The sequence below is a fragment of the Rhodoglobus sp. G.S.23 genome, from assembly GCF_056675935.1.
Genome location: NZ_CM155237.1, coordinates 2,025,193 through 2,051,376 on the forward strand (window position 1 = coordinate 2,025,193; position 26,184 = coordinate 2,051,376).

Genomic DNA, 26,184 nt, shown 5'->3' on the forward strand with positions numbered 1-26,184 from the left:
ATGACTACGACCACGAACGACAACTACACCGCTGAGGCTGCGGCAACGGCCTCTGCCGTGGGCGTCGATGTCAACAACGCAGGCCTTGCCATCATGACGGTGCTGCGCAACTACGGAATCGACACCGTGTTTGGGATTCCCGGAACCCACAACCTCGAGTTGTACCGCCCTCTGAGCGCACTCGGCATCCACCCGGTGACGACTCGCCATGAGCAGGGCGCGAGCTATGGGTCCGATGGCTGGTCGCAGCAGACCGGACTGCCCGGTGTCGTGATCACCACCTCCGGCCCCGGCCTGCTCAACGCTCTGTCGGGCGCGGGCACCGCATATTGCGAATCCCGCCCGATGATCCTCATCTCCCCCGGCGTCGCCGAAGGCAGCGAGTTCGCCGACAATGGCGCCCTGCACGAGACGAAAGATTCCACGGGCGCCGCTGGCGCCATCGTGGAGTGGAGCCGTCGAGTGACGAGCGCAACGGATGCCGTCACCGCCGTTCACGACGCCTTCGAGCTGTTCCGCTATGGTCGCCCGCGCCCCGTGCACATCGAGATTCCTCTCAATGTGCTCGAGTCAGCGAGCGATTGCCCGGAAGAATTGCTGCAGGCCCGCCCTGAGCGTGCCCGCGCCGCCGCTGATGCCGGTGCCGTCGAACGCGCCGCCGAGATCTTGGCCGCTGCCGCGCATCCCGTCATCATCGCTGGTGGCGGTGCGAGCCGTATCGGCAGCGAGCTCACCGCTCTCGCCGAATCGCTGGGCGCGCCCGTCGTGACAACACTCAACGGCAAGGCGTCGATTCCGGAGACTCACCCGCTTTCGCTGGCCTCCGAGATCCGTTTGCCCGTCATCCACGAGCTCATCAATGCCTCGGATGCCGTACTCATCATTGGCTCAAAGCTGGGCGAAGCGGAGCTGTGGGGCGGCGTTATCGCGCCGGCTGGCACGGTCATCCGCATCGACGTCTTGGAGTCGCAACTCAACAAGAACGTCGCCAGCGATCTCGGGCTGGTGGGAGACAGCGCGGTGATCGTTGGTCAGTTGCGCGACGCTCTGGCGGCACAGCCCATCACGGGCAACGCGACAACGGCTGCGGAACTCGACGCCGTGCGCGAAACCGCGGTTCGTGAAGCTCAAGAAGTGTCACCGACGCTGCACCGAGTGGCGGCCCTGATTAACGATGCGATCCCCGAGAACGCGATCATCGCGGGTGATTCCTCACAGATCACGTATTTCGGGATGGCGAGTGTTGTGCGTCAAGACACTTCGCACTCGTTCCTGTACACGCCGGCCTATGCCACCCTCGGTTATGGTCTGCCCGCGGCAATCGGGGCAAAGGTGGCCTCACCTGATCGCCCCGTAGTGTGCGTGGTTGGCGACGGTGCCCTCATGTTCGCGGTGCAAGAGTTCATCACGGCCATTGAGCAGGGCCTCGATCTCACTATCGTGTGTGTCGATAATGGTGGTTACGCCGAGATCAACCAGAACGAGCGTGACCGTGGAATCACCCCGGTTGGCGTCGTTTTGGCCCAACCCAACTGGTCTGTGCTCTCGGCAGCTTTCGGTGGTCACGGCTTCTCGGTCACTGATCCGACACAACTCACCGACACCGTTGCGCAAGCAATTGCTACGCCGGGATTCGCTCTCGTGCATGTGCCGCTGGCTGTCTTCGATGCGCCCAGCGCGTAGCGGGCCACTGTCTCGCTCACCCCGCTTCACCAATTTTTGAACGCTCTCTTTTAGTAAAAGGATCACCTCATGACCGAATCCGCTCTCGCCGCCGACGCTAAAGCCACCGCCCGCACGTGGGTGGATGACAACATGCCTCGCCTCTCCGAGTGGCACAGCCACATTTGGCAGCTCGCCGAGCCGGCCTGGCGCGAGTTCCGTTCAGCCCAGTGGTACGTCGAGCTACTGCGCACCGAGGGCTTCACGGTTGAAGAAGGTTCGGCCGGGATGCCGACCGCTTTCAGCGCGGAATGGACCAACGGCACGGGCGGGCCCACGATGTTGAGCTACGCCGAATACGACGCGGTGCCCGGCAACAACCAGTCGGCATCCGTCACCGAAGACAGCCGCGAGGGGATGAGCCGCTTCGCGCCCGGCCACACCGACCCGCACTCGGCGCTCGGCATTTCTACTCTTGCCGGGCTGCTCGCCACCAAGCACGCCATGGAGAAGCACAACATCCCCGGCACCCTCAAGTACACGGGCGAGCCCGCCGAAAAGATGCACGGCTCCAAGGTCGTTCATGGACTGCGCGGTTACTACGACAACGTGGATGCCATCGTGAGCTTCCACCCCTTCTACATGCTTCCGCTGTGCAACACCGCCCGCTGGGACACCCAGTGTGGTGCGTACTACAGCAAGGTCTACACCTTCATTTGCGACGAGCCGGAGTCGTGGCAGCTCAACGCCAACCCCAACTCCCCCATCCCGGCCTCGCACTCTGCGGCACGCGCTCCCGGCGCCAACGTTGCCCTGATGTCGATGTACACCTCGTCGCGCATCATGCAGGATGCCATGCTCCCGAGCTTTGGAGGGTGGAGTCTCAGCGACGCCATCTTGCTCGACGGTCAAGCAACCGCCGACAATCTGCCGGCGCGCGTTGCCCGCATCCAGTATTCGTGGCGCACGCCGAACATCGAGATGGCGGAGCACGTGCTCGCTGTGCTCGACCGCAACGCTGAGCACGCCGGTGCCATGGCGCACTGCGATGTTGAGACGACCTGGGTGGCACGCAGCCGTCCCGGTCGCACCAACCACGCGATGTCGACCGTTCTCTACAACAACCTCGAGACGGTTGGCGCTCCCAGCTACGGCGCTGACGCGATCGCTGTTGCTCAAGAGATTCAGCGCAATCTCGGGCTCGACGCCATGGAGAAGCCTTTCCTCGACGAATGCGAGCAGCTCATCACCCCGCAGGATGCCGAGAAGGCACTGCGCGAACACCTCGCCCCGTGGCAGCAGAACTGGACAAGCGACGACTACGTCGAAATGACGCACTACGCGCCGACCGTTCGCTTTTATGTCTCACGCCCCGCGCTCAAGCCTGCGCCAGGCAAAGGCGCCTACCCGGGGTGGGTCATGAATGCTCTCGGCGGCATCCCCGAGACGATCGACCCCACCATCGAGACCGCCGGCAAGACCGTTGCAGGAACTTTCATCGACTTGCTGGTTGACCCCGCACTCCTCGCCGAGGCGAAGAACGAGTTCGACAAGCGAGTCGCTGACGAACCGATGCCCGCCCTGCTGCCGGTGGACTTCCAGCCACCGATCGATCTCCCCTGGCCCGACTACCGCACCAGCGGTGACGCACGCACCTGGGGCTAAAACGCGCTCGCTAGATTGCCGGCATTGGCGATCTAGCGAGCTGCACCACGAGTATGGTGTCGTGCTTGTTTCCTGCCGCACTGAAGACCCTCGAAAAGCGACTTGGCTTGGAATGGTGATGTGCTAGCCGATCCTCCGCGCGCCAGAAAATCTTCGGCATTTCCTCGTCTGTCTACCTGCGTTGCTTACGCATCCCGAAAGACTGCGCTTACCAACGAAAATGATGAGTTCCAGTGCGGTAGGTAAGCATCTACCTCCGATCGATCGAGATCGATATAGTCCTCAGTCCAGCCGCGGAGACTAGTGACATCTCCCGCAAAGAAGGCGGCGGAATCCGCGCGCAATACCAACTCTCCTGCGGGCGGCCACAAGCCCAGTACCAGCTCGAACGAATCAGAAGATCCACCTAGCTCGGAGCCGTCTATGGTCCAACACGTCATGGCGGTATCGCGACTCGGCCCTGACCAAGAAAAGTCCCGAACACCAGAAGCCACAAGTAGTCCGGTGGTTGCTTCCCGAAGTTGGAGCGCCATACGAAGATCGAAAAGGATTCCAACTTTCAGTCTCAGAGCGTCGAATCGCACCTCGAGAAGTTGCGCTTCTTGGAGGGCATGTTCCTCCGTCAACGGATTCATTTCCGGCTTCGCTTGCCACTTCCGAAGTGCCGGATCAAATTCAAGGAGTTCATGGAGCTTCATCATGGCAGCGGCAGGCGGGCAAAGGGGTGGTTACGGTCGATTCCCGCCCCACTAAGTGGATTAACCGTGTCACCGCTCTTATTCATGTAAGCAGCGTAGCCCTGCGGATACGGATACTTGCCGGTCGTCGTAGGATCCATAATCCGAACGCCAGTTACGTTCGGATGGAGCTCCGGGGTGCCCCGAGGGATTTCGTAAGTCATCATCAGACACAAAGTTCCACAGACCGGTGGGATCAATTCTCAACAGCGGATTATTCGAGACATACGCGTACGGGTCACCTGTGAAGTACAGAGCAGGGTCGACTGTAAGGAACTGGCCCGTCCTCGGGTCGTAGTCCCTCGCGCGCATGTAGATCAGACCAGTGTCGACATCGGTCAAATTACCGGAAAACCCGAATGCAGAGTCCTTAGTTCCAGTATGCGTTCGTTTACCGAACGGGTCATAAGCATTAGTCGAGGTGACCACACCTGCTAACCCAGTATGTTGATCGGTTGAGCAATTATTTTCGGTCGCCGCCGAGGCTACAACTTGTTTCGTGTTCGCCTGCGCCTCATGGTTTCTGCGCGACGTGCGGTGGCTTCTTGGCCCACTACGGGATCACTCTTCAGAGAATCAATGAGGACTTCGCCCCTGGCTCCGGCGAGAGCCAAGATGGGCTTCACAAATAACACTCGGTTCTTGCCGCTTGATGGGCTTGTGATCAGCTCAATGAGCGAATCAATTTGCTCTTTAGTCGCGCATGCGGCGAGTGCAGCTGCTAACCCGTCGCGCTCGTCACTCTCATTCGCCATCTTGTAGAGCGTTACGAGACGTTCCCAATATTGAACAGATGGCTTCACTGCGAGCGCACGCGCCAAGCCCTCATTCACTCGATCAGGGTATTTGCCCCGCTCTAAGTGTTCGATGAGGACCGGCAGGGCGCGTGGATACGGCGTGCTCGTATTAATAAGATCCCAAACCGAATCCACCTCAACACCAGCAGAGTGAAGTGCCTTGACTATAGGGCGTTCAGCATTTCGCCACTCGGCGGCATGCGCTTCGCGCGCTGATTCACGAGCAGCTGAGGCAGCCATGAACTCAGTGTCTGTGGACAATTCAGCCATGAATCCCCCGGCCGTCGTCCCGCGCGGTCGTCTCTTTTCGCGCGTCATGGAATAAACTTTAACTCAATGTCACCTTTGGCAATCGCGGTGAGTAGAGATTTTGTCAATTCAGCACCAGTCTTGACGTAGAGGTCGAACTCAGGCGACAACCCAAGCACGCGATCGCCTGACTCTGGCTGACATTCCCGGCTACGAAAAACCACTATCCGCGCTCAAACGCATAGCCAGGGAACGAAGTGACTCAAGCCGTCCATTGATAATCCCTTTTCGCTGCGCGAACTTCTCCGCAAGCTCAATCGAATCAGCAATCAGTGGCAAAAGAACTTCTTTCGGATCGAGCGGTACCGGCGATTGGGGAACAGCGGCTTGTATTAAGAGCAAGCGCTCGTTTCGCGAGTATCGCCCGGTCCTGACGCCTGAAAAATCCACCGGGAGGACCTCGCCCGGCACCTGAAAGACCAAGTTCACGCGCAGGGCGGACTCGACTTGGGCTCTTTCTTCTTTGACCCTGCGCGCCAATTCCATTATTGCATCACCCCATGCTCGGGAGTCGGCACTCGTGCCACCCACGACTACCCCAAGCGAGAACGCCGGAGTTGATTGAATATTATTCATGGAACATCCTTAGCAAAGCTGCCCGCCCACCGTTCGAAATTGAGGGGACCTGGATCCCGCTCCACGATGAAGCGCTCTAAGTTAAGCATGTTCGACCGTGGGCCGCTCGTTAGGAACTCGAGTTTCTTGTCCGATAGGAAATTCTGTGTGTATCTTCCGCCAGGGTTGCTCGTGACTCCCGTCTTCAAGTAGTTGCCTGATTCGTCCGATAACCTGTACAAGAACGTAGTTTTTGGGCTGAGCCGCGAGTTGCCGTGCACTGCAGGCCTGATTTCGGGTGCTACTCTCGCCGCGCCAGCGGCGCGGGCGGCTCCAGACACGAGCCCACTGAGGACTGTGATGCCGGCGACTCCTACGACACCACCTCCGAAGTACCAACTGCCTTTATCTACGACACAGTTCGTACCGGCGGATTCCCTGAACAAGTCGGTGAACCCAAGGCTTGCACCATCCCCGAATCCCACTATTGCGCTCGTGGCGCCTGCCAGACTGCCTCGCATCATGCTCACCGCGAGAGGGTCAATGACATCAGACACAAGGTCCCACAGACCGGTGGGATCAATTCTCAACAGCGGATTATTCGAGACATACGCGTACGGCTCACCTGTGAAGTAAAGAGCAGGATCAACAGTAAGGAACTGGCCCGTCCTCGGGTCGTAGTCCCTCGCGCGCATATAGATCAGACCAGTGTCAACATCAGTCAAATTACCGGAGAACCCGAATGCAGAGTCCTTAGTTCCCGTATGCGTTCGTTTACCGAACGGGTCATAAGCATTAGTCGAGGTGACCACGCCCGAGCCACTAGTTGTCATCCGGGTCGAACCGATAAGGTCCGCATGCAAATAGTCAATATTGCCAGCACTATCAATCTGCGCGAGCGGAGTGTGTGATGGCCCGTACAGATAGCTAGTCGAGCCTGCTTCGACCAAGAGCGGCAGACTGCCACTGACATCCCACAGGTATCGTGTAGTCGCCGCACCCTTCGTACGCGACTGTCGGAGATTGTCCCCATCAGCCGTGTAAGTGACCGCCGTTGCCGAGCCCGGCAACGCCACAGAAGCGAGCGCATCGGCTGCGTTGTACGCGTAGCTCGTTGTCTGGGCAGGAGTACTGCCTGCAGCCGCAACGATGGCGGATGTTCGCGCTCCGTTTGCGTCGTAAGCGAACGCGGTGCTCGCACCGCTGACCGGTTTCTGAGTGATAACTTGCTGAGCGGCGTTATAGGTGAACTTGGTACCGTCGGCAACCTTCGTGAGGTTCTTTCCCGGAGTGGCAGTGTAAGTGAGTTTCGCTGCGGTGCCAGATTTGGACGAAGTGAGTTGCGAGATGGGATCGTAGGTGAATACTCGAGTCAGCGACGCTTTAATCGCATCGGCGCTGACATCCGAAGTGATTTGCCCAGCAGCATCGTAGTTGTAGGTATACGTCCCCAACGTCTTTGACGGGGTTGCAGTCTTGATCGTTTTGGTCTGGCCCGCAGGGTCGTATATTCGTGATTCGGTGACAGCATTGGGAAGAGTCTGACTGGTGAGTTGTGAATCAGCCGACCAACCGAAAGTAGTTGTTCTGTTCTCCCAGTCAGTCATCGAGGTCATTTGTCCAGCGGCGTCCCACGTGTAGTCGACAGTCTTCACCCCTGGATAGGTGAGTGCGCTCAGTTGATCTGCGTCGTCGTAGGCATAGCTGAGCGATCTACCTGCTGCAGTGTATTCGGTGAGGTTTCCCGACGAGTCGTAAACGTAGGTAGAAGTTCCTGACTCATCGACCATGCTTGTTCGGCGCCCAAGCTCGTCGTAGGCGACAACAACATCAGTTGATCCAGTCTCGCTGAAGTGTGTTCGCGTACGCTGCCCGGCGTCATCGTAGGTGTAGGTAATAGAAGACGAATCAGGCGAAGTCACACGCGACGGGCGATTGGCGGCGTCATATTCGTAGCCACTGACTAGCCCGCCAGGCTCTGTGCGACTAACCATGAGATTCGCGGAGTCATAGGTGTAGGAAGTCTGTTCCCCATCAGCGTTGATGAGCAAGATTCGATTCCCGGCAGAATCGTAGGTGTACGCCTCGGAGGTGTTGTTGGGGTACTCGATCGCGGCGAGTTCGCCGTCGGGTGTGTAGAGCATGGCCGTATACCGACCGAGCGGATCAGTTACAGACTCAAGTGTTCCGTCGGCGTTCCATATTTGCAACGTTGTTTTGCTGTTGGCGTCAGTTTGCGTGGCAATATTGCCGTTCGGGTCGAACGTGCGGGATGTTATCGCGCCGCTAGGCAACGTAGTGGACACCTGTTGACCTGCTGCATCGTATGCGTTGATTGCAGTGCGCCCCAGGGGGTCGGTTGTGGAGACCAACTCTCCTCTGAGGTTGTAGCCAAAACTAGTCGTTCGACTAAGTGAGTCCACAACAGACGCAACCTGTCCACGAGGGGTGTACAGGAGGGTGGTGGTCTTTCCCCGCGCATTGGTTACTACGACTGCCTCATCAGCAAGGTTGTAAATCGTCCCCGTCACCTGCTGCTTTGCATCGAGCGTTGAAACTAAATTGCCACGCTGATCATAGGTGAATGCGGTAGTTCGATTGATGGGGTCTGTGATGGATAAAACTCGGTCCATCGCATCGCGTGTATACGTGACGGACTCGTCGAGCCCGTTTGTCGTCGACACCACTCGTCCGGCGAGATCATATGCGGTCGCCTCAGTATGCGAGTTGGCATCTGTCGCGGAAACGACGCGACCTGCATCGTCGTAAAGGTACGTCGAAACATTTCCATTCGCGTCTGTCCAAGACGCGATCGAACCATCAGAATTGCGCGTCCAACTTTGGGTTCTTCCGCTCGGGCTATAAGCGCTTACAACTCCACCGTTTGCGTCATACGACCAACTGGCCTCCCTCCCCAGCTGATCTCGCTGACTTATCAACTCGCTATTGAAGCTAAACCATCTCGTAACCACGGCTCCGCGAGGATCCTTAATGGACGTCTGATTCCCGCGCTCGTCGTACGTGTACGACGAGACTCGTCCCAGTGCATCGGACTGCCGGATCAGGCGGTTTTCATTGTTGTATGACATCCGGGTGGTAGCGCTTTCAGGCGTCCCCGCGGCCAGTGTCTGCGCGACGAGGAGGCCCTCCGAGTACTCATCGACGGTCAGGGATCCGTCAGGATGTTGAACCGTTGTTGTCGGAGGCGTGTATTCGAATGTGGTGACTCTGCCGACAGGGTCACTCTGTGACACAACGCGTGAATTGGTATCGTAGGTGTTCGTTGTAGCGGCACCCCCGGGCTTGATGACTTGAGTCAAGCGATGCGCGCCGTCATATACGTAGTGGGTCTCGCTGCCGTCCATACTCGTGACTGATACGAGGTTTCCCGCGATGTCGTACCCGAATTGAACTTGCCTGCCCGCATGGTCGGTCAGACTGGCCACGCGCGAGCCAGACCATCCGATGTCAATCCGGCGATCTCCTGAGCCGACCAGAGATGTCAGAACGCCATTCTGATCATGCTCAAAGCTAACGGTGTTGCCTCGCCTGTCGCTGACATTCACGAGTCGACCGTCAGGGCCAAAGTTGATAATTTCGTTCTGATTGCGTGTATAGACCCAATCGCCAAAGCTATAGAGCAACGAAGCGTTGATCCGAGCAGGAGCAACGTAAGAATTGGTGCTATCGAGAGCAAACTTGACGATCGAACCGTTCTCCTGAATAACATCCACCGCAACAGGCCGGCCGTTCGACGCCTTTTCAGAACTTGCAACCAGATGCGCTGAGAAGCTTGCATTCCAACCGAACCCGAACGGGCTTGAAACAGCTGCTAACGTCGATGAGTAATTGCGACCCACGACGACCCCCGGCCCTATGCCGCTTATCGCAAGGTCGGTCAAGGTCTCGTAATACTCACCATTGGACGTATTCACGGGGTCAGCTTGTCCGCAGGCCTGGCTACAAGAACTCTGAGCTGGATTGTTCCCCCCAACTTTTTCGCCTGCCCATTGAGGTTCCCGCGGAGGTCCGGGTATCGCGAGTTTCGCAGAGATCCCGTTGATCGTCTGTCCTTGGAATGTCAACGAGACGGGAGTTGACGCCCGAATCGAATCGGCCTCTTCCCACCACTGGGTTTGGAAGGGAGTCGACGGAGCTACTACGCCGTTGTATCCGCGATATGAGTACGTGCCTCCGCGTGCCTCATAAGTTGTAAAGGCGACGAAATAAGGGCCAGTCACAAGTTCACGTGCGGCCCAAGTTCCATCTGCGGAGATGCGAGCGCTTACGACTAAGCTACTTTCGCTGTCACGATTGCCCGATTGGTACAGCACGGCGTATCCGGCGAGGGGCGTTCCCGCGGTGTCTGTCATTCGACCAGTTATTGCGCCAGATGGACTCACGTCTTCGTCGTCCAGTACGAGGTTCTGGCCTTCCGCCAGGGCGAATCTCGTGCCAGTAAGCGGAGCGGCGCCCCCACCAAGAAACTGGGTCCGCGCGTACGTTTCGCCGACATTGCTCGAGTCGTACCCAAAGTGGAAGGCCAATGTGTACGTGCCGGGTGAGATCCCAGTAATTGCGTAATTACCGCTCACGTCCAGCGAAACTGTTCGGTACACCGGCACTACGTCTTCGACTCCGACCACCTGATACAGCGATACGGTGTTTGGTTTCCCCGGGTACACGTTCGGGGCCCCATCGATAAGTACATGCCCGGAGATTGTGCCTGTAGCAATTGCGTGTGCGGGCACAGTAAGCCCAAAAGCAAGTTGACCAATGACAAGCAAGAACGCCGTGGCGAGAACTATCGGACGCATCAGCGTATTCGCTCAACCCTCTGTCTGCGGGAATACGAACACCCGACATGAGAAAAATACAAGAAAAGTTGCTTCTGCAACATAGCTGTGGATCGATTATTCTGCCCCACTACAGGGGTCAAAGCCGCGGGAATCTTCAGCAGTCAGTCATAACTGACAGTGATATCTGCCACAAATCAAGCGCGATAGATCGCGAACAACCTTCAACGAATGCGCTGACAGAACTTGCAGAAGTGCGAACCCCGGTTCATGAAGCTCTCGCGCACGACCTCGCGACCGCAGCGCGGGCACGCCCGCCCCTGCTGGCCGTAGACATTGAGCGAGTGGGCGAAGTAGCCCGATTCACCGTTCACGTTGAGGTACTGGGTGTCGAAGCTTGTGCCGCCCTCGGCGAGGGCCTTGGTGAACACCGCCCGCACTTCGGCGAGCAACTGCATGGCTTTCGGGCGACTGAGGCTCTCGGTGGGCTGGTTGTAGTGCACACGCGCGGCCCAGAGCGCTTCGTCGGCGTAGATATTGCCGACCCCGCTGATGAGGGTCTGATCGAGCAGCGCCCGCTTCACCGTCGTGCGCTTAGCTTTCAGCGACCGCAAAAACTTCGCATCATCGAAGAAGGGGTCGAGTGGATCACGCGCGATGTGAGCGACTTGGCTCGGCACCGCGAAAGCGGGCTGATCAACGGTGGGCAGCATGCTGTCGATCGCCATCGAGCCGAAAATACGTTGGTCGACAAAGTTGAGGCGCAGTGCGCCGTGGTCAGGATGATCAAGTTCGATGCGGATGCGCGTGAGCCGGTCATCCGTACTCCGATCGCGCAAAAGCACCTGCCCGCTCATGCCGAGATGCGTGACGAGCGCTTCATCTTGCGCTTCATCGCTATCGGCGAGAGGCAGCCACATGAACTTGCCCCGGCGCTGAGGCGTCAGAAAGGTGCGGCCGGTCAGACGGTCGACAAAGTCTTCGCTTGGCCCCTCATGGCGACGCAGAGAGCGCTCGTCAAAGACGGTGACGGATGCCGCCATCGCGCCAGTGACGGCCGGTTCGAGCCCTGCGCGCACAACTTCAACCTCGGGAAGTTCGGGCACGCCAGCTACTTCACTGCGGTTTGGAGGAGGGTCCAGGCTTCGAGCGCCGCGGCCATCTCGGCCTGCTTCTTGCTGGAGCCGACGCCAGTCGAAATGACCTTATCGGAGAGGACAACACTGGCGTGGAAACGTTTGGAATGGTCGGGGCCGCTATCTTCGATGCGATAGTCGGGCACACCACGACCCATTTTTGCTGCGAGCTCTTGAAGACTCGTCTTCGGGTCCATGGCGGCGCCAAAACGTTCAGGATCAGCCAACAGCGGTGCCACAAGTCTCAAGACGAGCGCAGTTGCTTCGTCACCGCCCAGATCAAGGTAGGCGGCACCGATGACCGCCTCGACGGTGTCTGCCAGAATCGACGGCTTTTCGCGGCCACCAGTCTGCTCTTCGCCTTTGCCAAGACGGATGAAGGCGCCCAACCCAATTTGGCGCGCGATTTCGGCAAGCGCAACAGAAGAAACGAGACTAGCCCGGCGCTTGGCAAGGTCGCCCTCATCAAGATCCGGGTTATCGCGATACAGCTTGACCGTAACCGCCTGGCCAAGAATTGAATCACCAAGAAACTCGAGCCGCTCATTGTTGGCAATGCCGCCGTTTTCGTACGCGAAAGAGCGATGCGTTAGCGCAAGCACAAGCAAATCGGGGTCAATACTGACCCCGAGCACGGCGGAGAGCTCAGCCGGTGCGCTAGAGCCCGTGACCGCCATGATGTGACCCGAGAAAAGGAAACTAGTTAAACGTCAGCTACCTTGCGGCCCTTGTACTCCATGTACAGAGGCGTGCCAGCGGAGTCTTCGACTACCTTGGCGCGGTGCGGGAGGCTGTAAACGGTCTTGCCGTTTTCAACGGTCTTGACGAGTGTGGGAGGGGTTGCCTTCCACTGGGCGCGGCGCATGCGGGTGCTGGCCCGCGACATCTTGCGCTTTGGTACTGCCATGACTAACTCTTTTCTTCTTGGGTCTCAGGTGAATCGTTCGCGTCGTTCAAATCGTGATCGTGCGAGTCTTGCGTGAAATCTTGGAGGCCAGCCAACGCTGCCCAGCGGGCATCAATCGGCGCTTCGTGTTCGTGTCCTGGATTATCGAGCAACCGAACCCCACACTCAGGGCACAGGCCAAGACAATCCTTCTGACAGACCGGCTGGAACGGTAATGATAAAACCACCGCATCCCGCACTACAGGTTCTAGATCGATGTATTCGTCGATAACCGTGTAGTCGAAAGCTTCGTCCTCAGAATACGCGAAAAGTTCTTGAAACTCGACTCGAACCGGCAGCGTGACATCAATGAGGCAGCGAACACACTCTGCCTTAGCTTTTCCCGCGACAACGGCATCCACCAAAATACCGTCATGAAGTGATTCACAACGGCCATCGATGGACAATTCCGCGCCCTGGGGAACCTCAATTACGGTGGTCCCAAAGGTTTCGGGTACGACGATGTCGAGCGAGTGCTCTCTCATCTCACCTGGGCGGTGCATGAGATCGCGCACCAACACGGCATACGGACTCTCGTTGATTCTAGACACGATCGTCAATTCTACCCTCGCAACAGCCTCGCTGTCGCCCCCGGTCAGCGATCGCACAGCCACTCGGTGCTCGTATGAAGGGCGACCATGACATCTCCGCCCTAATAGGATGGTTTCTACAGACCCGTGCGCTTGGTATGGCGTGGTTGGTTTGCCCAGGATTGGGCTGCCGGTCTTCTCGAAACACTATTCACCCTGTTCCGCGCGCCCAGCGCCGAAATTCACGGTTTTTCGGAGGCCCCTTTGTCTGTACTTTCCCGCACCGCGCTTGTCGCCGGTGTCTCACTTTTTGCTCTCAGCGGATGCGCGGCTACCGCCACCCCGTCAACAGCTCCGTCGAGCGACTCCTCAACCGACACCGTCGAGCTGAGCAATTGCGGTTTCGATGTGAGTTTCGATTCCGCACCAGAACGCGTAATCACCATCAAGTCGTCCACTACTGAGCTGCTGCTGGCGCTCGGGCTCGGCGATCGCATCATTGGAACCGCATTCCAGGATGGTCCGGTGCCCGAGGAATGGGCATCCGAAGCTTCAGGACTCACCTCGATCGCGGAGCGCGTACCCAGCGAAGAGGCCGTGCTTGACCGTGAACCCGACCTAGTCTTCGCCGGCTGGGAATCAACATTCAGCGCTGATGGTGCCGGTGAACGTGCCGACCTCAGCGCGCTCGGCATCAACACCTTTGTGGCACCCTCCGCCTGCCAGAGCGCTGAACAGCCCGCACAATTGACATTCGACAACGTGTTTAACGACATCGAAACTGTTGCCTCAATTTTCCGCGTCGATTCGAGCGACCTGATCACCGACCAGCGTGATCGACTCGCAGCAATCGATGCCAATGGTGATTCGCGCACAGCACTCTGGTTCTCGTCCGGGTCTGACACCCCCTACGTTGGCGCCGGAATCGGTGCCCCGCAGTTGTTGCTCGACACCGTCGGCCTCACCAACATTGCCGCCGATGTGGATGCCACCTGGGCACCATACAACTGGGAAGCCGTAGTCGACGCTGACCCCGATTTCATCGTGCTGGTGGATGCCGCCTGGAACAGTGCCGAGAAGAAGATCGGCGTTCTCGAGGCGAACCCCGCAACCGCAAACCTCAGCGCGGTGAAGGCTGGCCGTTACCTCGTGGTGCCCTTCGCGGCAAGTGAAGCTGGCGTGCGCAGCGTAGAGGCAGCAGAAAGTTTGACTGCTCAAATTGCGGAGCTCGATGGCTAAAGTTTCTCCCTTCGCGCTCGGCGCCGCTCTTGGGGTCGCACTTCTGGTGTCGATCACGATTGCGGTGACGATCGGGCCTGCCGACATCCGATTTGATGAGGTGTGGCGGTCAATCGGCAGCCATCTCGGCATCGGGGTGAGCCCGTTAACGGAGCTGCGCGATGGAATTGTGTGGCAATTGCGGTTGCCGCGGGTGCTCACTGCGGCTGCGGTTGGAGCCGGGTTGGCGCTAAGCGGTGCCGTTATGCAGGCAATCACTCGCAATCCGCTTGCCGACCCGTATTTGCTCGGGCTGTCTTCTGGTGCTGCGCTTGGTGCGGTCTCGGTTTTGCTGCTCGGCGCGGCCATCCTTTTGCCGTTGGCGGCGTTCGTGGGTGCACTTCTTGCGCTGACGTTGACGCTGCTGCTCGCCGGGTCGCTTGGCTCGATCACTCCCTCACGCACTGTGCTTGCGGGGATTGCTGTTTCGGCCCTCGCCTCCGCAATCACGAGCTTTGTGATCTTCTGGACGGTCACCGGTGACTCCTACCGCGAAGTTCTTTCGTGGCTGCTTGGTTCGCTGAGCGGTGCACGCTGGCCCGCTGTCGCCATCACAATGACAGCGATCATTGTTGTCGGCATCCCGGTGATGCTCACGGGGCGCTTGCTCGATTCTTTTGCGTTTGGCGATGTGCAAGCCGCGTCGCTCGGCGTCAACGTCAGCGCGACGCGGTGGGGGCTTCTCGCGGCGACTGCGCTCGTCACCGGAGCCATGGTCTCAGTCAGCGGCTCCATCGGATTCGTCGGACTCATCTTGCCTCACGCCGTGAGACTGCTCGTCGGGCCCGGCCATCGAGCGCTGTTGCCCCTCAGCGCACTATTGGGGGCAGTGTTCCTCGTCTGGGCAGACACGCTCGCCCGCACGCTTTTTGATCCACGAGAGATCCCGGTGGGGATCGTGACCGCGATGATCGGCGCTCCCATCTTTGCCTTCCTGCTCACTCGTCGAAAGAGTTCAACATGAGCGAGCAGAATGGCCTCGTTGGCGAACGCATCAGCGTCACGATCGACGGCACCCTCCTCATCGACAATGTCGACTGCACCGTCGCCCGCGGCTCGCTGAGCGCGCTCGTCGGGCCAAACGGTGCCGGAAAGTCCACCCTGTTGCGTGCCCTTACCGCCGTGCAGGTTCCGGCATCCGGCTCCGTTCACTTCGATGGAGAAAACCTCCTCGGGATGCCGCGAAGACAACGCGCACGTTTGGCGGCGTTTGTGGAGCAGGATGCAACCACAGACTCATCGCTCACCGTCGACATGGTTGTGCAGCTTGGCCGACTCCCCCACCAGTCACTGTGGGAAGCGGATTCCGCCGAGTCAGCAGCTGTCGTCACCGAAAGCCTCGCCACCGTGGGTATGACCGACTTTCGGGGCCGAGAATTCCAGAGTCTTTCTGGCGGCGAAAAGCAGCGTGTAATGCTCGCTCGGGCGCTCGCTCAGCAACCACAATTGCTCACGCTCGACGAGCCAACGAACCACCTCGACATTGCCGCGCAACTTGCGGTCCTCGAGCTGCTTGCAGAGCTCCGCACCACCGGGGTTACCGTGCTGGCGGCGTTGCACGATCTGTCACTCGCCGCGAGCTACTGCGATCACATCATCGTGCTCTCGCACGGTCGCGTTGTGGCTGCTGGCCCTACCGAAACGGTACTCACTGAAGCGCTTATCGCTGACGTCTACGGCGTGCGAGCCTCAATTCTTCACAACCCGGTTACTGGCAAACCGGTCATTGGTTTTAGTCCCGCCTAGCGGGACCGTTCGACCGGCCCAAACGCTGTGCGCGGTGCCCAGCGTGCCCGCAGTCGCGCTCGCCAATTCGCAGCGGACCTCAATGACGTCAGCGCCGATCTCACAGCCGCCGGTCGCAACGCAGTCGCGCGCGGACCAAAGGCAGCAGCTTCGACACTGGTCAGAAGGCTTGCCAGTGCGCTCGCACTCGACGAACCCAGCTGAGCTGCCATCTGTTCATATTGCTGGCGCGGGGTGGCGGTTGCACTAATGGCTAGCCCCAGATCTCGGGCGGTGTCACGCACTTCGCGCCAGGCCGGAGCGACACCTCCTCGAGAGACGGCGGTCAAGCGCAGCCCACGACGAATCGCCCTCACGAGCGCTGGTATCAGCAGGAGAACCGGTAGCGCGAGAAGCAACCACCAGAACGGGGATACCGCAGCGGGGCCAGTCGGTGAACTACTCGGTTGCTCATCAAGAGGGAGATCGGGGCGGGCTCCGGAGGTCGCTGTCGGCGTGGGTGCTGGCGTTGCGGCAGGCTCTGGTTGGGACTCATCTACGTCTGGCGTATTGGGATCGTCAACGATGCTTTGCGCGAACCGGGGCTCAGTGCCCACAGAGACCGTTGGTTCGAACCGGATCCACCCGACGGTCGGAAAGTACAACTCCGGCCACGCGTGCAAATTGTCCGTCGTCACGACGAACCGAATCTCGTCAGTTTCCTCATCTGCTTTCTTTTGACCGGGCGTGAACCCGACAACGACGCGGGCAGGGATGTCGAGAGTGCGGGCCATCGCCGCCATAGCGGAGGCAAAATGCACGCAGTAGCCGCTGCGCGCGCTCAAGAACTCGGCGAGGACCTCTGCCCCAGAACCGTCATAGTCATCGGTGAGCGGCGCACTCTCGGAATACTCAAAATCGGTGTCTTTGAAGAACGACTGAAGAGCGAGCGCTTGATCAAAACGCGTAGGCAGGTCACCAGCCACGTCAAGCGCCGTCTCGCCAACAACGGCCGGTAGCGTTTCGGGTAGCGCCAGATATTTGTCAAAACCGTCTGGCAGCACTGTCGGAGCCGCCTTCAATTGCTCGATCGATGGCGCTGGTGTGACGAACGACACTTCATACGCTTGATCTTTTGAGTTGGCATCCACAGTGGAAACGGTGAGGCCCTCTGGTTCCCAACTCCAGTCGCCATCCAGCCCCGAAATGCCAGACGTCGCATAGGGAACAGGCAAATATTTACCTCGGATGCGCTCAATTTCGATCTGCATCATGTTTTCGCTGCGCGGCACCTCTGGCGTAAGCCCCGCAGGCTCGGGGAACGTGTCAATCGCATCACTACGTGCATCGTCGTTCTCCGATGGCCGCCACGTGTCATCGTCGAACGTGTCGAGGGCGGCAACCCGGAGGTACTCGCCCGTGCCCTCAGCGGTGTACTGCAGGGCAAGCAGGGGTGCGTTACGCCGCAGATCACTGCTCAGGTTGATGATGGGATTCACGCCAGTCGAGATCAGGCCAGGACGACTTCCCGCGTCAACCGCAGGCTCAACGCTTGGCAGCAACACAGGAACGATGAGCGAAATCACGAGAGCTACCGCCACTAAAGGCCACGCTGTGCGCACGCTGGCCCGTTGAGAAGCAACCAACAAGATCGCGACATACGCCAGCGCCGTCGTCGCGAAGACAAAAGCATCATGCAACTCGCTGCGAACCAGACTCGGCACCAGCAACAGAATCAACAACGGGATGCCGGTTAACGCCGGTTTGCGCAGCACGAAGGCTGCAACATCCATGGCGAGCGTCACCGCTAGCGCACCCAAACAGATCAGAAAGACGATGCCAATTTCGGCATCCGCAGGAAAACGTTGATTCGCGATCGACTCATCGCCGTCGCTGACGAGTTGCGCAAAGCGGGCAAAAGTCTCGCCCGTCGGGATGATCCCGGCAATCGCCGTGTCGGCCGCAAACATCAGGATGAGAATGACTCCGCCAGAGAGGAAGGCCGCCATCGTGCCGACAAGACGACGCTTGGTCACACCGCGAACCGCAGCGGCGGTGGCTAACATCACCATCACCATTGCCATGAACGGGAACCACCATGCCCCCTCCGTCAGCACGGCCCCAAGGCTGCCGGCTGCGATGCCAACAGCCAACGCCATGACACCGGCCATCGACCACAGTTGAAGCCGGTAGGTGTGGCGCTCGATGCTAGCCAAACGTGCGCTATCAGTGACGTTCACGCGCCACCATCGATTCCGCGACGAACAGATTCCAGGCGTCAGCGACATCGTCAAACGACTGCACCGAGATGACTCTCCAGCCTGCGGCACGAAGCTCCACAGCGAGAGGCGGACGCTGCGGTGCGTTCGTCCGCTCCCGATCGCCAAAACTAGAGGTCGATTCCACAATGAATACCACCGCGAGCACAGTGCTGGTCGATTGACTCACGAGGTAATCAATCGTCGCCGGTTCAGGCCGTGCAACCAACGCGATGACCGGACCACGCGCGAACGAACGAGATGCAGGGTCACCCCACCAGTCGGCCGGCGTTTCAATCGGAGCCAGAGCCGCGAGTCGAGTCAGCAATTCTTGCTCAGCAGACGATCTGCGGTGCAGCGTTGCGGCATCCGTCAGCTGCGATTGCCCCGTTTCAATGATCTGAACAAGGAATCCTTCTCGACGCAACTGCACCGCCGCGGATGCCAGCATGCCAACAACCCATTCAAAGCGGGCACTGTGCGCCGGCGATACCCGGTCGCCGCCAACAGCCCGCAGCGCTGTTGCCCGACTCGCATCGGGATAACCCTCCAGTCGGGTATCGACAATGATTCGGGCCTCGGGATAACTGTGCTGCTCCTCTTGGCGAACCATCAAGCTGCCGTGTCTGGCGGATGCTTTCCAATGCACCCGGCGCATCGCATCGCCGCGCCGGTACTCGCGCGTCATTGCGTCGTCATCATCGCCGGCCGACCGGCGCTGGACAACGCGTGCCTCACCATCACCCGACTGAGCAACAAGCGCACTCGTTGCGAGTTGTGCGACCCGCGGAGTCACGATGAGCGAGGACTCGGAGCCAACGTTCCAGGCGCCCCACGCAAGCTCGAATGGATCAGTTGCCTCAACGACGAGAGGACCGATCTCAAAAATTCCCCTGCTGGCTGGCGTCAATGAATAACTCAATTGCGCCGCGCTGCGGTCACTCGCCAAGCGAGTCTTGACCGACAACCGCGGAAGCCAACCGCTGTCTGTCACCCAGGGCCGCCACGGCAACGCATCTCGCCACCGCACAGGCGAAGTCGCTCGCTGTGAATGATTATCAACGCGCAGGGTTACCGCAGTGGTGTTTCCCGCCTCAACAACGGGGAACGAAAAACGACGAGAAACGCTCAGCGCCGACTCCCGAGTTCGCACAAACAACAGCGCTACAAGGGGCAACGCAACCGCGAAGCATCCGACATATAACAAAATTGGCATACCAACGCCGAAACCCAGAAGAACCGTCACTATCCCCCACACCACGAAGACAATTCCTCGGCGCGTCAGACGGGCACCGCCAAGAATGATGCGGATAGATCGCCGAAAGTCTGCGCGGGGCATGATGAGTGATCTAGGAAGCGGCAGCGATAACAGGAACGGCAGTCTCAGCCACAATGCGCTCAATCACATCGGCGATCGAGTGACCCGAGAGCACCGCAGCAGTGTCACCAGCATGGCGAGCCGGAATCATTCGGTGCGCGAGCACAGTCACGGCGAGTTCATCAATGTCATCCGGAAGAACAAAATCGCGACCGTCGATAGCCGCCCTGGCCTTCGCCGCCCGCACAAGGTGAAGCGTTGCCCGAGGGCTCGCCCCCACCCGAACCTCACGATCACGACGCGTCGCCTGAGCAATAGCAACGGCGTATTCTTCCACCGCGGTGCTGACAAATACTCGCCGCACCGTGGCAATCAAGTCGCGCAACTGCTCGACGCTCACAACGGGCGTTAGCGAATCAAGTGGGCTCGAGAGCTCGCGCGACCTCAGCATGGCCAACTCGGACTCCGCATCCGGATACCCCATCGAAATCCGCGCCATGAAACGGTCTCGCTGCGCTTCGGGCAGCGGATACGTTCCTTCCATCTCGATCGGATTCTGCGTGGCAACGACTATGAATGGGCTCGTCAGTTCGTAAGTGTGGCCATCAACCGTCACACTCGACTCCGCCATACATTCGAGGAGCGCAGACTGCGTCTTCGGGCTGGCCCGGTTGATCTCGTCGCCGATCACGATATTCGCAAATACCGGCCCCTTTTTGAATTCGAACTCACGCGTGTTCTGGTTGTAGACCGAAACACCGGTGATATCGGCGGGTAGCAAATCTGGCGTGAACTGAACTCGCGAAACAGAGCAGTCGACAGTGCGGGCCAGCGCCCGGGCCAGCATGGTTTTGCCAACTCCGGGAACATCCTCAATGAGGAGATGGCCCTCCGCCAGAAGTACCGTAAGCGCCAAGCGCACGGCATCAGCTTTGCCGTCGATCACCGTCGAAACACTGCGCACAATGGCAGCACAGTGATCATGGAACACGTCATCGGGCATCGGTGTGGAAGTCACATCATCCATTCGTTGAGTCTGCCAGCGCTAGAGCACTACGGCAATTGCTTACGCTCGCGGAGCTTCTCTTCAAGATCGCGAATTTTCTTTTGATTCTCAAAAAATGCGATCTCCGCATCGAGCTTGGCCAGCTCAGCTTCGGTGTTGCTTGTGTCTAGCGGGGGCAAAGATTCGCGACGTTGGGGAGCGCCGAAACTGCTGGACTGCGTGGCCGGAGCATATTCGCGACCAAGCACGAACCAGAGGATGCTGCCGATCAGGGGCAGGAAGATCACCAAGAAGATCCACGTAATTTTGCCTAAGTGCTTGATGCGCCATTCGTCGATCAGAATGATGTCGATCAGAACCGCAATGAGCAACGCGAAGAACGCAAGCGAAATCAGACTCCCCATGGGATCAGGATAGGGGCAAACAGACTCACAGTCGAGTATTAATCTTCTTTACTGCCGGCCCGGTTGGGCTGGCCGCGAGTGAGGCCAGTATCGCCGTCGACGTCAACATCGGTGTGAGCTTCGTCGAAGCCTGCCAACCACGCTTCCTTGGTGCCCATCCGAAACATATCGTCCGCGCCAACGCGCACCAGCGAACGTGCTCCCGGCACATCGATCTCAGCTACGTGCTGCGCAAGGCCGCGCACCACAGCAACAGGCAATCCCCCGGCCTTGCCCTTCACGAGATCTGTCGCTGCAGCGATCTCATCGGCAACGGCAGTAACGCTGACGGCAAGTGGGCGCCCCGACGCATCAGAGGTGCCGCGAAGGTCATCGAGAACGCGGATGCCCGCAGCACCAATCGCAATATCGGCTTGACCTCGCCGCCACGGACGGCCAACGGTATCCGTAATGATGATGCCAATCCGCACACCGAAGCGTTCACGAAGCGCCGAGCACAATTGGCGAGCAGTCGCATCGGGATCGAGCGGAAGCAATAACACGATGCCGTCGGGCGTATTGCTCGAATCGACACCGGCCGCAGCCATCACCAGCCCGAGGCGATTCTCGACGATGCGGGTCACACCGTTGGGGTGCTCCCGTGACGCCACTACACGAACGGTTTCGTCGGTGATTGCCTGCTCACGATCAGCCGCCTTCACTGCGCGACCCTCGGCCTTGCTCACAATCTTGGAGGTGACCGTGAGAATGTCGCCATCCTCAAGCCCACCGTCCGGCGAATCGTTCGAGTCGGCAATCAATGCCGCCGATATCACCTGCACGAGGTCGTCACCGGACATAATTTCGGGGATGCCGGGCACGGCCCAGGCGCTCATTCTCACGTGTCTAGTCTGCGGCATTGGCAACCGCGACACTATTTGCGCAATGCGGGAAGCACATCACGACCGAAAACATCAAGAAATTCCCGCTGATTTCGACCAACGTTGTGGAGGTAAATGCGGTCGAAGCCGAGGTCTAGGTAGCTCTGGATGTAGGCACGGTGCACGTCAGGATCCGCGCTGACGGGCATCCGGCCTTCAAAGTCTTCAGGACGAACCATTCGGGCGAGTTGTTCAAGCTCGAATGGTGACCGGATGTCGTTCTTTGCGAATCGCAGACCACCATTAGGCCACTCGGTGATGGCGTTCTTCATCGCCTGCTCGTCAGTGTCCGCCCAACTGAGATGCAGTCTCAAGACGCGGCTCTGCTGTGCAGTGTCACGGCCGGCTTCACGTGCACCCTCAGCGAATCGTTTGAGCAGCATGTCAATCTTTTCGAGCGGCGCGGCCTCGGTGATGAGCCCATCAACCGTTTTCCCTGCGCGTTTGGCTGCGACGGGACCGGCGGTGGCGACCAAGATCTCGGGTGCGGTCTCGGGCATTGTCCAGAGCCGAGTCGACTCCAGCCGGTAGAACTGACCATCGTGGCGCACATCTTTGCCTGCCAGCCCCGAGGCGAACAGTTTCTTGATGATTTCGACGGCTTCAAACATGCGGTTGATGCGTTCGGGCGCTTCAGGCCAGTACTGGCCGACCACATGTTCGTTAATGGCCTCACCACTGCCAAGGCCCAGCCAGTGCCGGCCCGGATTCATTGCGGCAAGAGTGGCCGATGCCTGAGCGACCATCGCGGGATGCCAACGAAATGTGGGCGCTGTGACTCCGGTGCCTAAGTCACCTATCGTGGTTTGGCCAAGCGCGCTCAGCACGTTCCACACGAAGGAAGCTTGGCCCTGTTGCGGCGTCCACGGCTGATAGTGGTCTGCGGCCATCACCCCACGAAAGCCGCGTGATTCGGCGTGCTGGGCAAACGCCAACACGTCGCGCGGATGAAACCGCTCAAGCATTGCGGCATAGCCAATGTGGGGCGCAGAAACGGAGGCGGGCATCTGTCTATTGTCGCGCGGACTGCGCCTCTGCCGTGTCACAACGGATGAACCAGCGAATTCCCAAACCGCTGACCGGATACTTGGCCGTTCACCGGGCTGGCTCATGCTGAAGAACGGCGGCAATTATCAACGGTGTGGATGATTCCACCGAAGGCCCAGCCAGCATTGTTCTCGAAGATCCAGACGGCAACCCCGTCCTGATGGACCAGCACTGGCAGCACCGGCAGCACCGGCAATAGATCGTCGCCAAATTGGGTCTTGATTCTCAGTTGGCGATAGTTCTACACTGAGCAAACGCCAACAATCGAAAGGAGCCTCGCGTGTTTATTTCAACTATCGGAATGATTCCGACTATCGCCGGCTCCGTCGGCACCCTCTCCGCCTAACCGGCTAGCGATCTCCGCCAACCGGTTCTGACGGTGGCGGCGCTCACGGAGCACACGACTCAACTCGATCATCACGAGACTGCGTTCGACTGACGAGTCTGCGCCCACCTCATCTGGAGCGCCAGCGCATCGCGATGATCTCTCCTTCTTCTGCAACTCGCGATCGCCGAGGGATGACGTTGGGTCGCCACCCGAACCGGCGCGCTTTTGCGCGCCTTCCGCATCAGCTTCTGTCACGAAAGATCACCTCATGAACACAACTCTGGCGGCCCCTAAGGACCGCCCTAACCATCCGCCCGAACCCAGCAACAACGCCCAGTCGCGCCCAACTTCGGCGCACCGCGTGGGACTCATCGACCGAATTGCTCTGCATCTCGGCGTTGCGCTCATCACGTGGAGCCGCCGTCCTCACCGGGCTCGACTGATCGCAACCGCTGAATTCCGGGCCGAACACCAACTCCGTCGCGAGCGCCTGGCTTTAGCCCGGACTCGCGCTGAGCAGAACTATCCGCGGTTCATCATCCGATGATTGCGCCGCACCCGACCGTCGCCGGATCGCTCCGGCGACGGTCGCTTCGTTATCAGCGAACTGTGAGCGAAATGACTTGGCACTCTCGGGGTGAGAGTGCTAATTTCTGATTATTGAGTCACCGTGACTCAACTTTGAGAAAGGGGTTTCCCATGACACTGTCATTTGATCCTTTTGCCGAACTCGACCGGCTCACCGCTGCAGCCCAGTCCCGCGTCGGCACCCAGCCCATGCCCGTGGATCTTTACCGTCAGGCCGACGAGTACGTTCTCACCGCCGACCTTCCGGGCGTAGACCCCGGCTCCGTCGACGTTGACGTCGATGGCCAGCTGCTTACCATTCGTGCCGAACGCACCGCCGGCGAGCGCGAAGGAGCCAAGTGGCTATCGCAGGAGCGTCGCTACGGGTCCTACCTGCGCCAGTTCAGCATTGGCGCCGGCATTGACCGCGAAAACATCAGCGCCAGCTACGACAACGGCGTACTCAGCGTCATCATCCCGGTGTCGGAGAAGGCAAAACCTCGCAAGATTGAGGTCAGCACCAACTCCGCGAACCAGGCTCGATCGTCCGAGACAGTCGCCGTTACAAGCTAGTCAGCACGCCGCTGTCGACGCGCCAACGCCACACACCAACGATGGGCGGATGCTTCACGCATCCGCCCATCGTTCGTTAAGTACTTCGCGCTCTAGTCGCTACAGCGCCCGCAATCGCGGTGCGATGTCGCGCTCGAAGAGCTCGAGGAAACGACGCTGGTCGCCCCCGGGCGCGTGGAACACGAGGTGATTGAGTCCGGCATCCACATACTGGCGAATCTCTTCAACAATCTTGTCTGGGTCGTTGCCCACGATCCACCGCGAAGCGATTTGTTCGATCGGCAGCGCGTCAGCAGCCTTCTCCATCTCGATCGGATCAGTGATGTCGTGCTTCTGCTCCTTCGAGAGCGCAAGCGGGGCCCAGAAACGTGTATTTTCGAGGGCGAGCTCGGCGTCGGTGTCGTAGGAGAGCTTGATTTCGATCATCCGGTCGATGTCCTCGAACTTGCGGTCAGCCTTAGCCGCACCCTCCTTGACGCCAGGAATGAGCGCGTCGTTGTAGAGCTCCATGCCCTTGCCAGAGGTGCAAATGAAACCATCACCGGCACGACCGGCGTAGCGGGCAACCATCGGGCCGCCCGCAGCAATGTAAATCGGGATGGGCTGGTCGGGGCGGTCATAAATGCTGGCTTCGTGAGTGGAGTAGTACTCTCCCTCGAACGACACCCGATCCTCGGTCCAGAGTGCACGCATGAGGCGCACTGATTCGCGCAAGCGCGCAAACCGCTCCTTGAACTCGGGCCAGTCCTGCGCGCCAGCACCACGGAATCCGGTAGCGACCTCGTTGAGCGCTTCACCCGTGCCAACCCCCAACATGATGCGCCCAGGATAAAGGCAACCCATCGTGGCAAAAGCCTGCGCCAGAACGGCAGGGTTGTAACGGAAAGTGGGGGTCATCACGCTCGTGCCAATCCGAATCGTGCTCGTGCGCTCTCCAACAGCAGCCATCCAGCTCAGTGAGAACGGTGCATGACCACCCTCATGACGCCAGGGCTGGAAATGATCGCTTACCGCAACACTCTCCATGCCATGGGCTTCGGCCGCGACCGCAATCTCTACGAGCTCACGTGGGGCAAACTGTTCAGCTGAGGCTTTGTATCCGAGAGTAAGAGTCATAGACCCATTGTGCCCGTACTACTCGCGAGGCGCCTGCAAAAAATCAGAAACTGACCGCGGAACGTACGGCGCAACATCGCCGCCCAGAGCGGCAACCTGCCGCACAAGCGAGCTCGAAACATAAGCGTGTTCAGGGTTTGGCAGCATGAAAATTGTTTCGACAGCAGCAAGATCGCGGTTCACGATCGCCATCGGGGTTTCGTACGCGACATCCACTTGAGAACGGATGCCCTTAACAATGACACTCGCCCCAACCTCGGTGCAGTAGTCGACGAGCAAACCCATGCTCCAACTCGTGACCCGAATGTTGCCGGCAAGCCGTGCATCCGCCACCGCCTGCTCAATGAGCGAAACCCGCTGTGCGATCGGCAGAAGCGCCGTCTTGCCCGGGTTGTGCACGACAACAACGTGCACCTCGTCAAAGGTTCTTGCTGCCCGCTCAATCACATCCAGGTGGCCCAGGGTGACAGGGTCAAAGGACCCAGGAACGACAGCGATCCGACTCATGCCT

26 protein-coding genes are annotated in these 26,184 nt (G+C 59.2%); 7 read left to right on the top strand and 19 right to left on the bottom strand.

What is annotated here, in order from left to right; translation table 11 throughout:
• A complete protein-coding gene (locus AC1ENN_RS09870; RefSeq protein WP_480405972.1) occupies nucleotides 1–1,683 on the top strand; it encodes a thiamine pyrophosphate-binding protein in 1,683 nt (560 codons plus the stop codon).
• A 69-nt stretch (nucleotides 1,684–1,752) separates the two neighbouring features.
• Nucleotides 1,753–3,327, top strand: a complete 1,575-nt coding sequence (locus AC1ENN_RS09875) for a zinc-binding metallopeptidase family protein (RefSeq protein ID WP_480405973.1) — start codon at nucleotides 1,753–1,755, stop codon at nucleotides 3,325–3,327.
• 185 nt (nucleotides 3,328–3,512) lie between these two features.
• On the opposite strand, the gene AC1ENN_RS09880 is transcribed toward AC1ENN_RS09875, so the two are convergent.
• The 10 genes from AC1ENN_RS09880 to AC1ENN_RS09925 all read right to left on the bottom strand — a co-directional run bounded on the left by AC1ENN_RS09880 (nucleotide 3,513) and on the right by AC1ENN_RS09925 (nucleotide 13,211).
• Complete coding sequence (locus tag AC1ENN_RS09880) at nucleotides 3,513–3,962, bottom strand: immunoglobulin domain-containing protein (protein WP_449647101.1); 450 nt, start codon at nucleotides 3,960–3,962, stop codon at nucleotides 3,513–3,515.
• A 62-nt stretch (nucleotides 3,963–4,024) separates the two neighbouring features.
• Nucleotides 4,025–4,165, bottom strand: coding sequence for a hypothetical protein (locus AC1ENN_RS09885; protein ID WP_449648221.1), 141 nt, complete (start codon nucleotides 4,163–4,165; stop codon nucleotides 4,025–4,027).
• Nucleotides 4,104–4,493: an RHS repeat-associated core domain-containing protein gene (locus tag AC1ENN_RS09890; protein ID WP_449647102.1), complete on the bottom strand. Its 390-nt coding sequence runs from the start codon at nucleotides 4,491–4,493 to the stop codon at nucleotides 4,104–4,106. Before AC1ENN_RS09890 ends, AC1ENN_RS09885 begins: the two co-directional genes overlap by 62 nt.
• Before the next feature lie 56 nt (nucleotides 4,494–4,549).
• Entirely contained in the window at nucleotides 4,550–5,131 is a 582-nt protein-coding gene (locus AC1ENN_RS09895) for a hypothetical protein (protein ID WP_480405974.1), read from the bottom strand.
• A 189-nt stretch (nucleotides 5,132–5,320) separates the two neighbouring features.
• Nucleotides 5,321–5,746, bottom strand: coding sequence for a hypothetical protein (locus AC1ENN_RS09900; protein WP_480405975.1), 426 nt, complete (start codon nucleotides 5,744–5,746; stop codon nucleotides 5,321–5,323).
• Nucleotides 5,743–10,542 carry an RHS repeat-associated core domain-containing protein gene (locus tag AC1ENN_RS09905; RefSeq protein ID WP_480405976.1) on the bottom strand — a complete coding sequence of 1,600 codons (4,800 nt, stop codon included), beginning with the start codon at nucleotides 10,540–10,542 and terminating at the stop codon, nucleotides 5,743–5,745. Before AC1ENN_RS09905 ends, AC1ENN_RS09900 begins: the two co-directional genes overlap by 4 nt.
• Before the next feature lie 203 nt (nucleotides 10,543–10,745).
• Nucleotides 10,746–11,627, bottom strand: coding sequence for a bifunctional DNA-formamidopyrimidine glycosylase/DNA-(apurinic or apyrimidinic site) lyase (mutM, locus tag AC1ENN_RS09910; RefSeq protein ID WP_480405977.1), 882 nt, complete (start codon nucleotides 11,625–11,627; stop codon nucleotides 10,746–10,748).
• Nucleotides 11,628–11,632: 5 nt separating this feature from the next.
• Nucleotides 11,633–12,334, bottom strand: a complete 702-nt coding sequence (gene rnc, locus AC1ENN_RS09915) for a ribonuclease III (RefSeq protein WP_449647110.1) — start codon at nucleotides 12,332–12,334, stop codon at nucleotides 11,633–11,635.
• A gap of 26 nt (nucleotides 12,335–12,360) precedes the next feature.
• A complete protein-coding gene (gene rpmF, locus AC1ENN_RS09920) occupies nucleotides 12,361–12,564 on the bottom strand; it encodes a 50S ribosomal protein L32 (RefSeq protein ID WP_009772721.1) in 204 nt (67 codons plus the stop codon).
• Nucleotides 12,565–12,566: 2 nt separating this feature from the next.
• On the bottom strand, nucleotides 12,567–13,211 hold the full coding sequence (locus AC1ENN_RS09925; protein ID WP_449648187.1) for a YceD family protein: 645 nt from the start codon (nucleotides 13,209–13,211) through the stop codon (nucleotides 12,567–12,569).
• Between the two features lie 186 nt (nucleotides 13,212–13,397).
• Here AC1ENN_RS09925 and AC1ENN_RS09930 point away from each other — a divergent pair, with 186 nt between their 5' ends.
• From AC1ENN_RS09930 to AC1ENN_RS09940, 3 genes are read left to right on the top strand one after another with little or no spacing between them, the layout of a single operon-like run.
• Complete coding sequence (locus AC1ENN_RS09930) at nucleotides 13,398–14,372, top strand: putative F420-0 ABC transporter substrate-binding protein (protein WP_480391078.1); 975 nt, start codon at nucleotides 13,398–13,400, stop codon at nucleotides 14,370–14,372.
• Complete coding sequence (locus AC1ENN_RS09935) at nucleotides 14,365–15,375, top strand: putative F420-0 ABC transporter permease subunit (RefSeq protein WP_449647113.1); 1,011 nt, start codon at nucleotides 14,365–14,367, stop codon at nucleotides 15,373–15,375. The genes AC1ENN_RS09930 and AC1ENN_RS09935 overlap by 8 nt, the downstream gene beginning before the upstream one ends.
• Nucleotides 15,372–16,157: an ABC transporter ATP-binding protein gene (locus AC1ENN_RS09940; RefSeq protein ID WP_449647114.1), complete on the top strand. Its 786-nt coding sequence runs from the start codon at nucleotides 15,372–15,374 to the stop codon at nucleotides 16,155–16,157. The genes AC1ENN_RS09935 and AC1ENN_RS09940 overlap by 4 nt, the downstream gene beginning before the upstream one ends.
• Here AC1ENN_RS09940 and AC1ENN_RS09945 read toward each other — a convergent pair.
• The 7 genes from AC1ENN_RS09945 to AC1ENN_RS09975 form a co-directional block, all read right to left on the bottom strand.
• Entirely contained in the window at nucleotides 16,154–18,376 is a 2,223-nt protein-coding gene (locus tag AC1ENN_RS09945) for a transglutaminase TgpA family protein (protein ID WP_480405978.1), read from the bottom strand. The genes AC1ENN_RS09940 and AC1ENN_RS09945 overlap by 4 nt on opposite strands.
• On the bottom strand, nucleotides 18,363–19,733 hold the full coding sequence (locus tag AC1ENN_RS09950; protein WP_480405979.1) for a DUF58 domain-containing protein: 1,371 nt from the start codon (nucleotides 19,731–19,733) through the stop codon (nucleotides 18,363–18,365). Before AC1ENN_RS09950 ends, AC1ENN_RS09945 begins: the two co-directional genes overlap by 14 nt.
• Nucleotides 19,734–19,743: 10 nt before the next feature.
• Complete coding sequence (locus tag AC1ENN_RS09955) at nucleotides 19,744–20,739, bottom strand: AAA family ATPase (protein ID WP_449647117.1); 996 nt, start codon at nucleotides 20,737–20,739, stop codon at nucleotides 19,744–19,746.
• Between the two features lie 26 nt (nucleotides 20,740–20,765).
• A complete protein-coding gene (locus tag AC1ENN_RS09960; protein WP_449647118.1) occupies nucleotides 20,766–21,122 on the bottom strand; it encodes a PLD nuclease N-terminal domain-containing protein in 357 nt (118 codons plus the stop codon).
• Between the two features lie 38 nt (nucleotides 21,123–21,160).
• The gene (gene cofE, locus AC1ENN_RS09965; protein WP_480405980.1) at nucleotides 21,161–21,997 is read right to left on the bottom strand and encodes a coenzyme F420-0:L-glutamate ligase; all 837 of its coding nucleotides are present in this window, start codon (nucleotides 21,995–21,997) and stop codon (nucleotides 21,161–21,163) included.
• A gap of 38 nt (nucleotides 21,998–22,035) precedes the next feature.
• A complete protein-coding gene (locus AC1ENN_RS09970) occupies nucleotides 22,036–23,049 on the bottom strand; it encodes a TIGR03557 family F420-dependent LLM class oxidoreductase (RefSeq protein ID WP_480405981.1) in 1,014 nt (337 codons plus the stop codon).
• Between the two features lie 329 nt (nucleotides 23,050–23,378).
• Complete coding sequence (locus AC1ENN_RS09975; RefSeq protein WP_480391084.1) at nucleotides 23,379–23,672, bottom strand: hypothetical protein; 294 nt, start codon at nucleotides 23,670–23,672, stop codon at nucleotides 23,379–23,381.
• 13 nt (nucleotides 23,673–23,685) lie between these two features.
• Here AC1ENN_RS09975 and AC1ENN_RS09980 point away from each other — a divergent pair, with 13 nt between their 5' ends.
• Both AC1ENN_RS09980 and AC1ENN_RS09985 read left to right on the top strand, forming a co-directional pair.
• Nucleotides 23,686–23,964, top strand: a complete 279-nt coding sequence (locus AC1ENN_RS09980) for a hypothetical protein (protein WP_449647122.1) — start codon at nucleotides 23,686–23,688, stop codon at nucleotides 23,962–23,964.
• A 152-nt stretch (nucleotides 23,965–24,116) separates the two neighbouring features.
• On the top strand, nucleotides 24,117–24,557 hold the full coding sequence (locus AC1ENN_RS09985) for an Hsp20/alpha crystallin family protein (RefSeq protein ID WP_449647123.1): 441 nt from the start codon (nucleotides 24,117–24,119) through the stop codon (nucleotides 24,555–24,557).
• Nucleotides 24,558–24,656: 99 nt separating this feature from the next.
• On the opposite strand, the gene fgd is transcribed toward AC1ENN_RS09985, so the two are convergent.
• Both fgd and coaD read right to left on the bottom strand, forming a co-directional pair.
• Nucleotides 24,657–25,673 carry a glucose-6-phosphate dehydrogenase (coenzyme-F420) gene (fgd, locus tag AC1ENN_RS09990; protein ID WP_449647124.1) on the bottom strand — a complete coding sequence of 339 codons (1,017 nt, stop codon included), beginning with the start codon at nucleotides 25,671–25,673 and terminating at the stop codon, nucleotides 24,657–24,659.
• Nucleotides 25,674–25,691: 18 nt separating this feature from the next.
• On the bottom strand, nucleotides 25,692–26,180 hold the full coding sequence (gene coaD / locus AC1ENN_RS09995; RefSeq protein WP_449647125.1) for a pantetheine-phosphate adenylyltransferase: 489 nt from the start codon (nucleotides 26,178–26,180) through the stop codon (nucleotides 25,692–25,694).
• Between the last annotated feature and the right edge of the window lie 4 nt (nucleotides 26,181–26,184).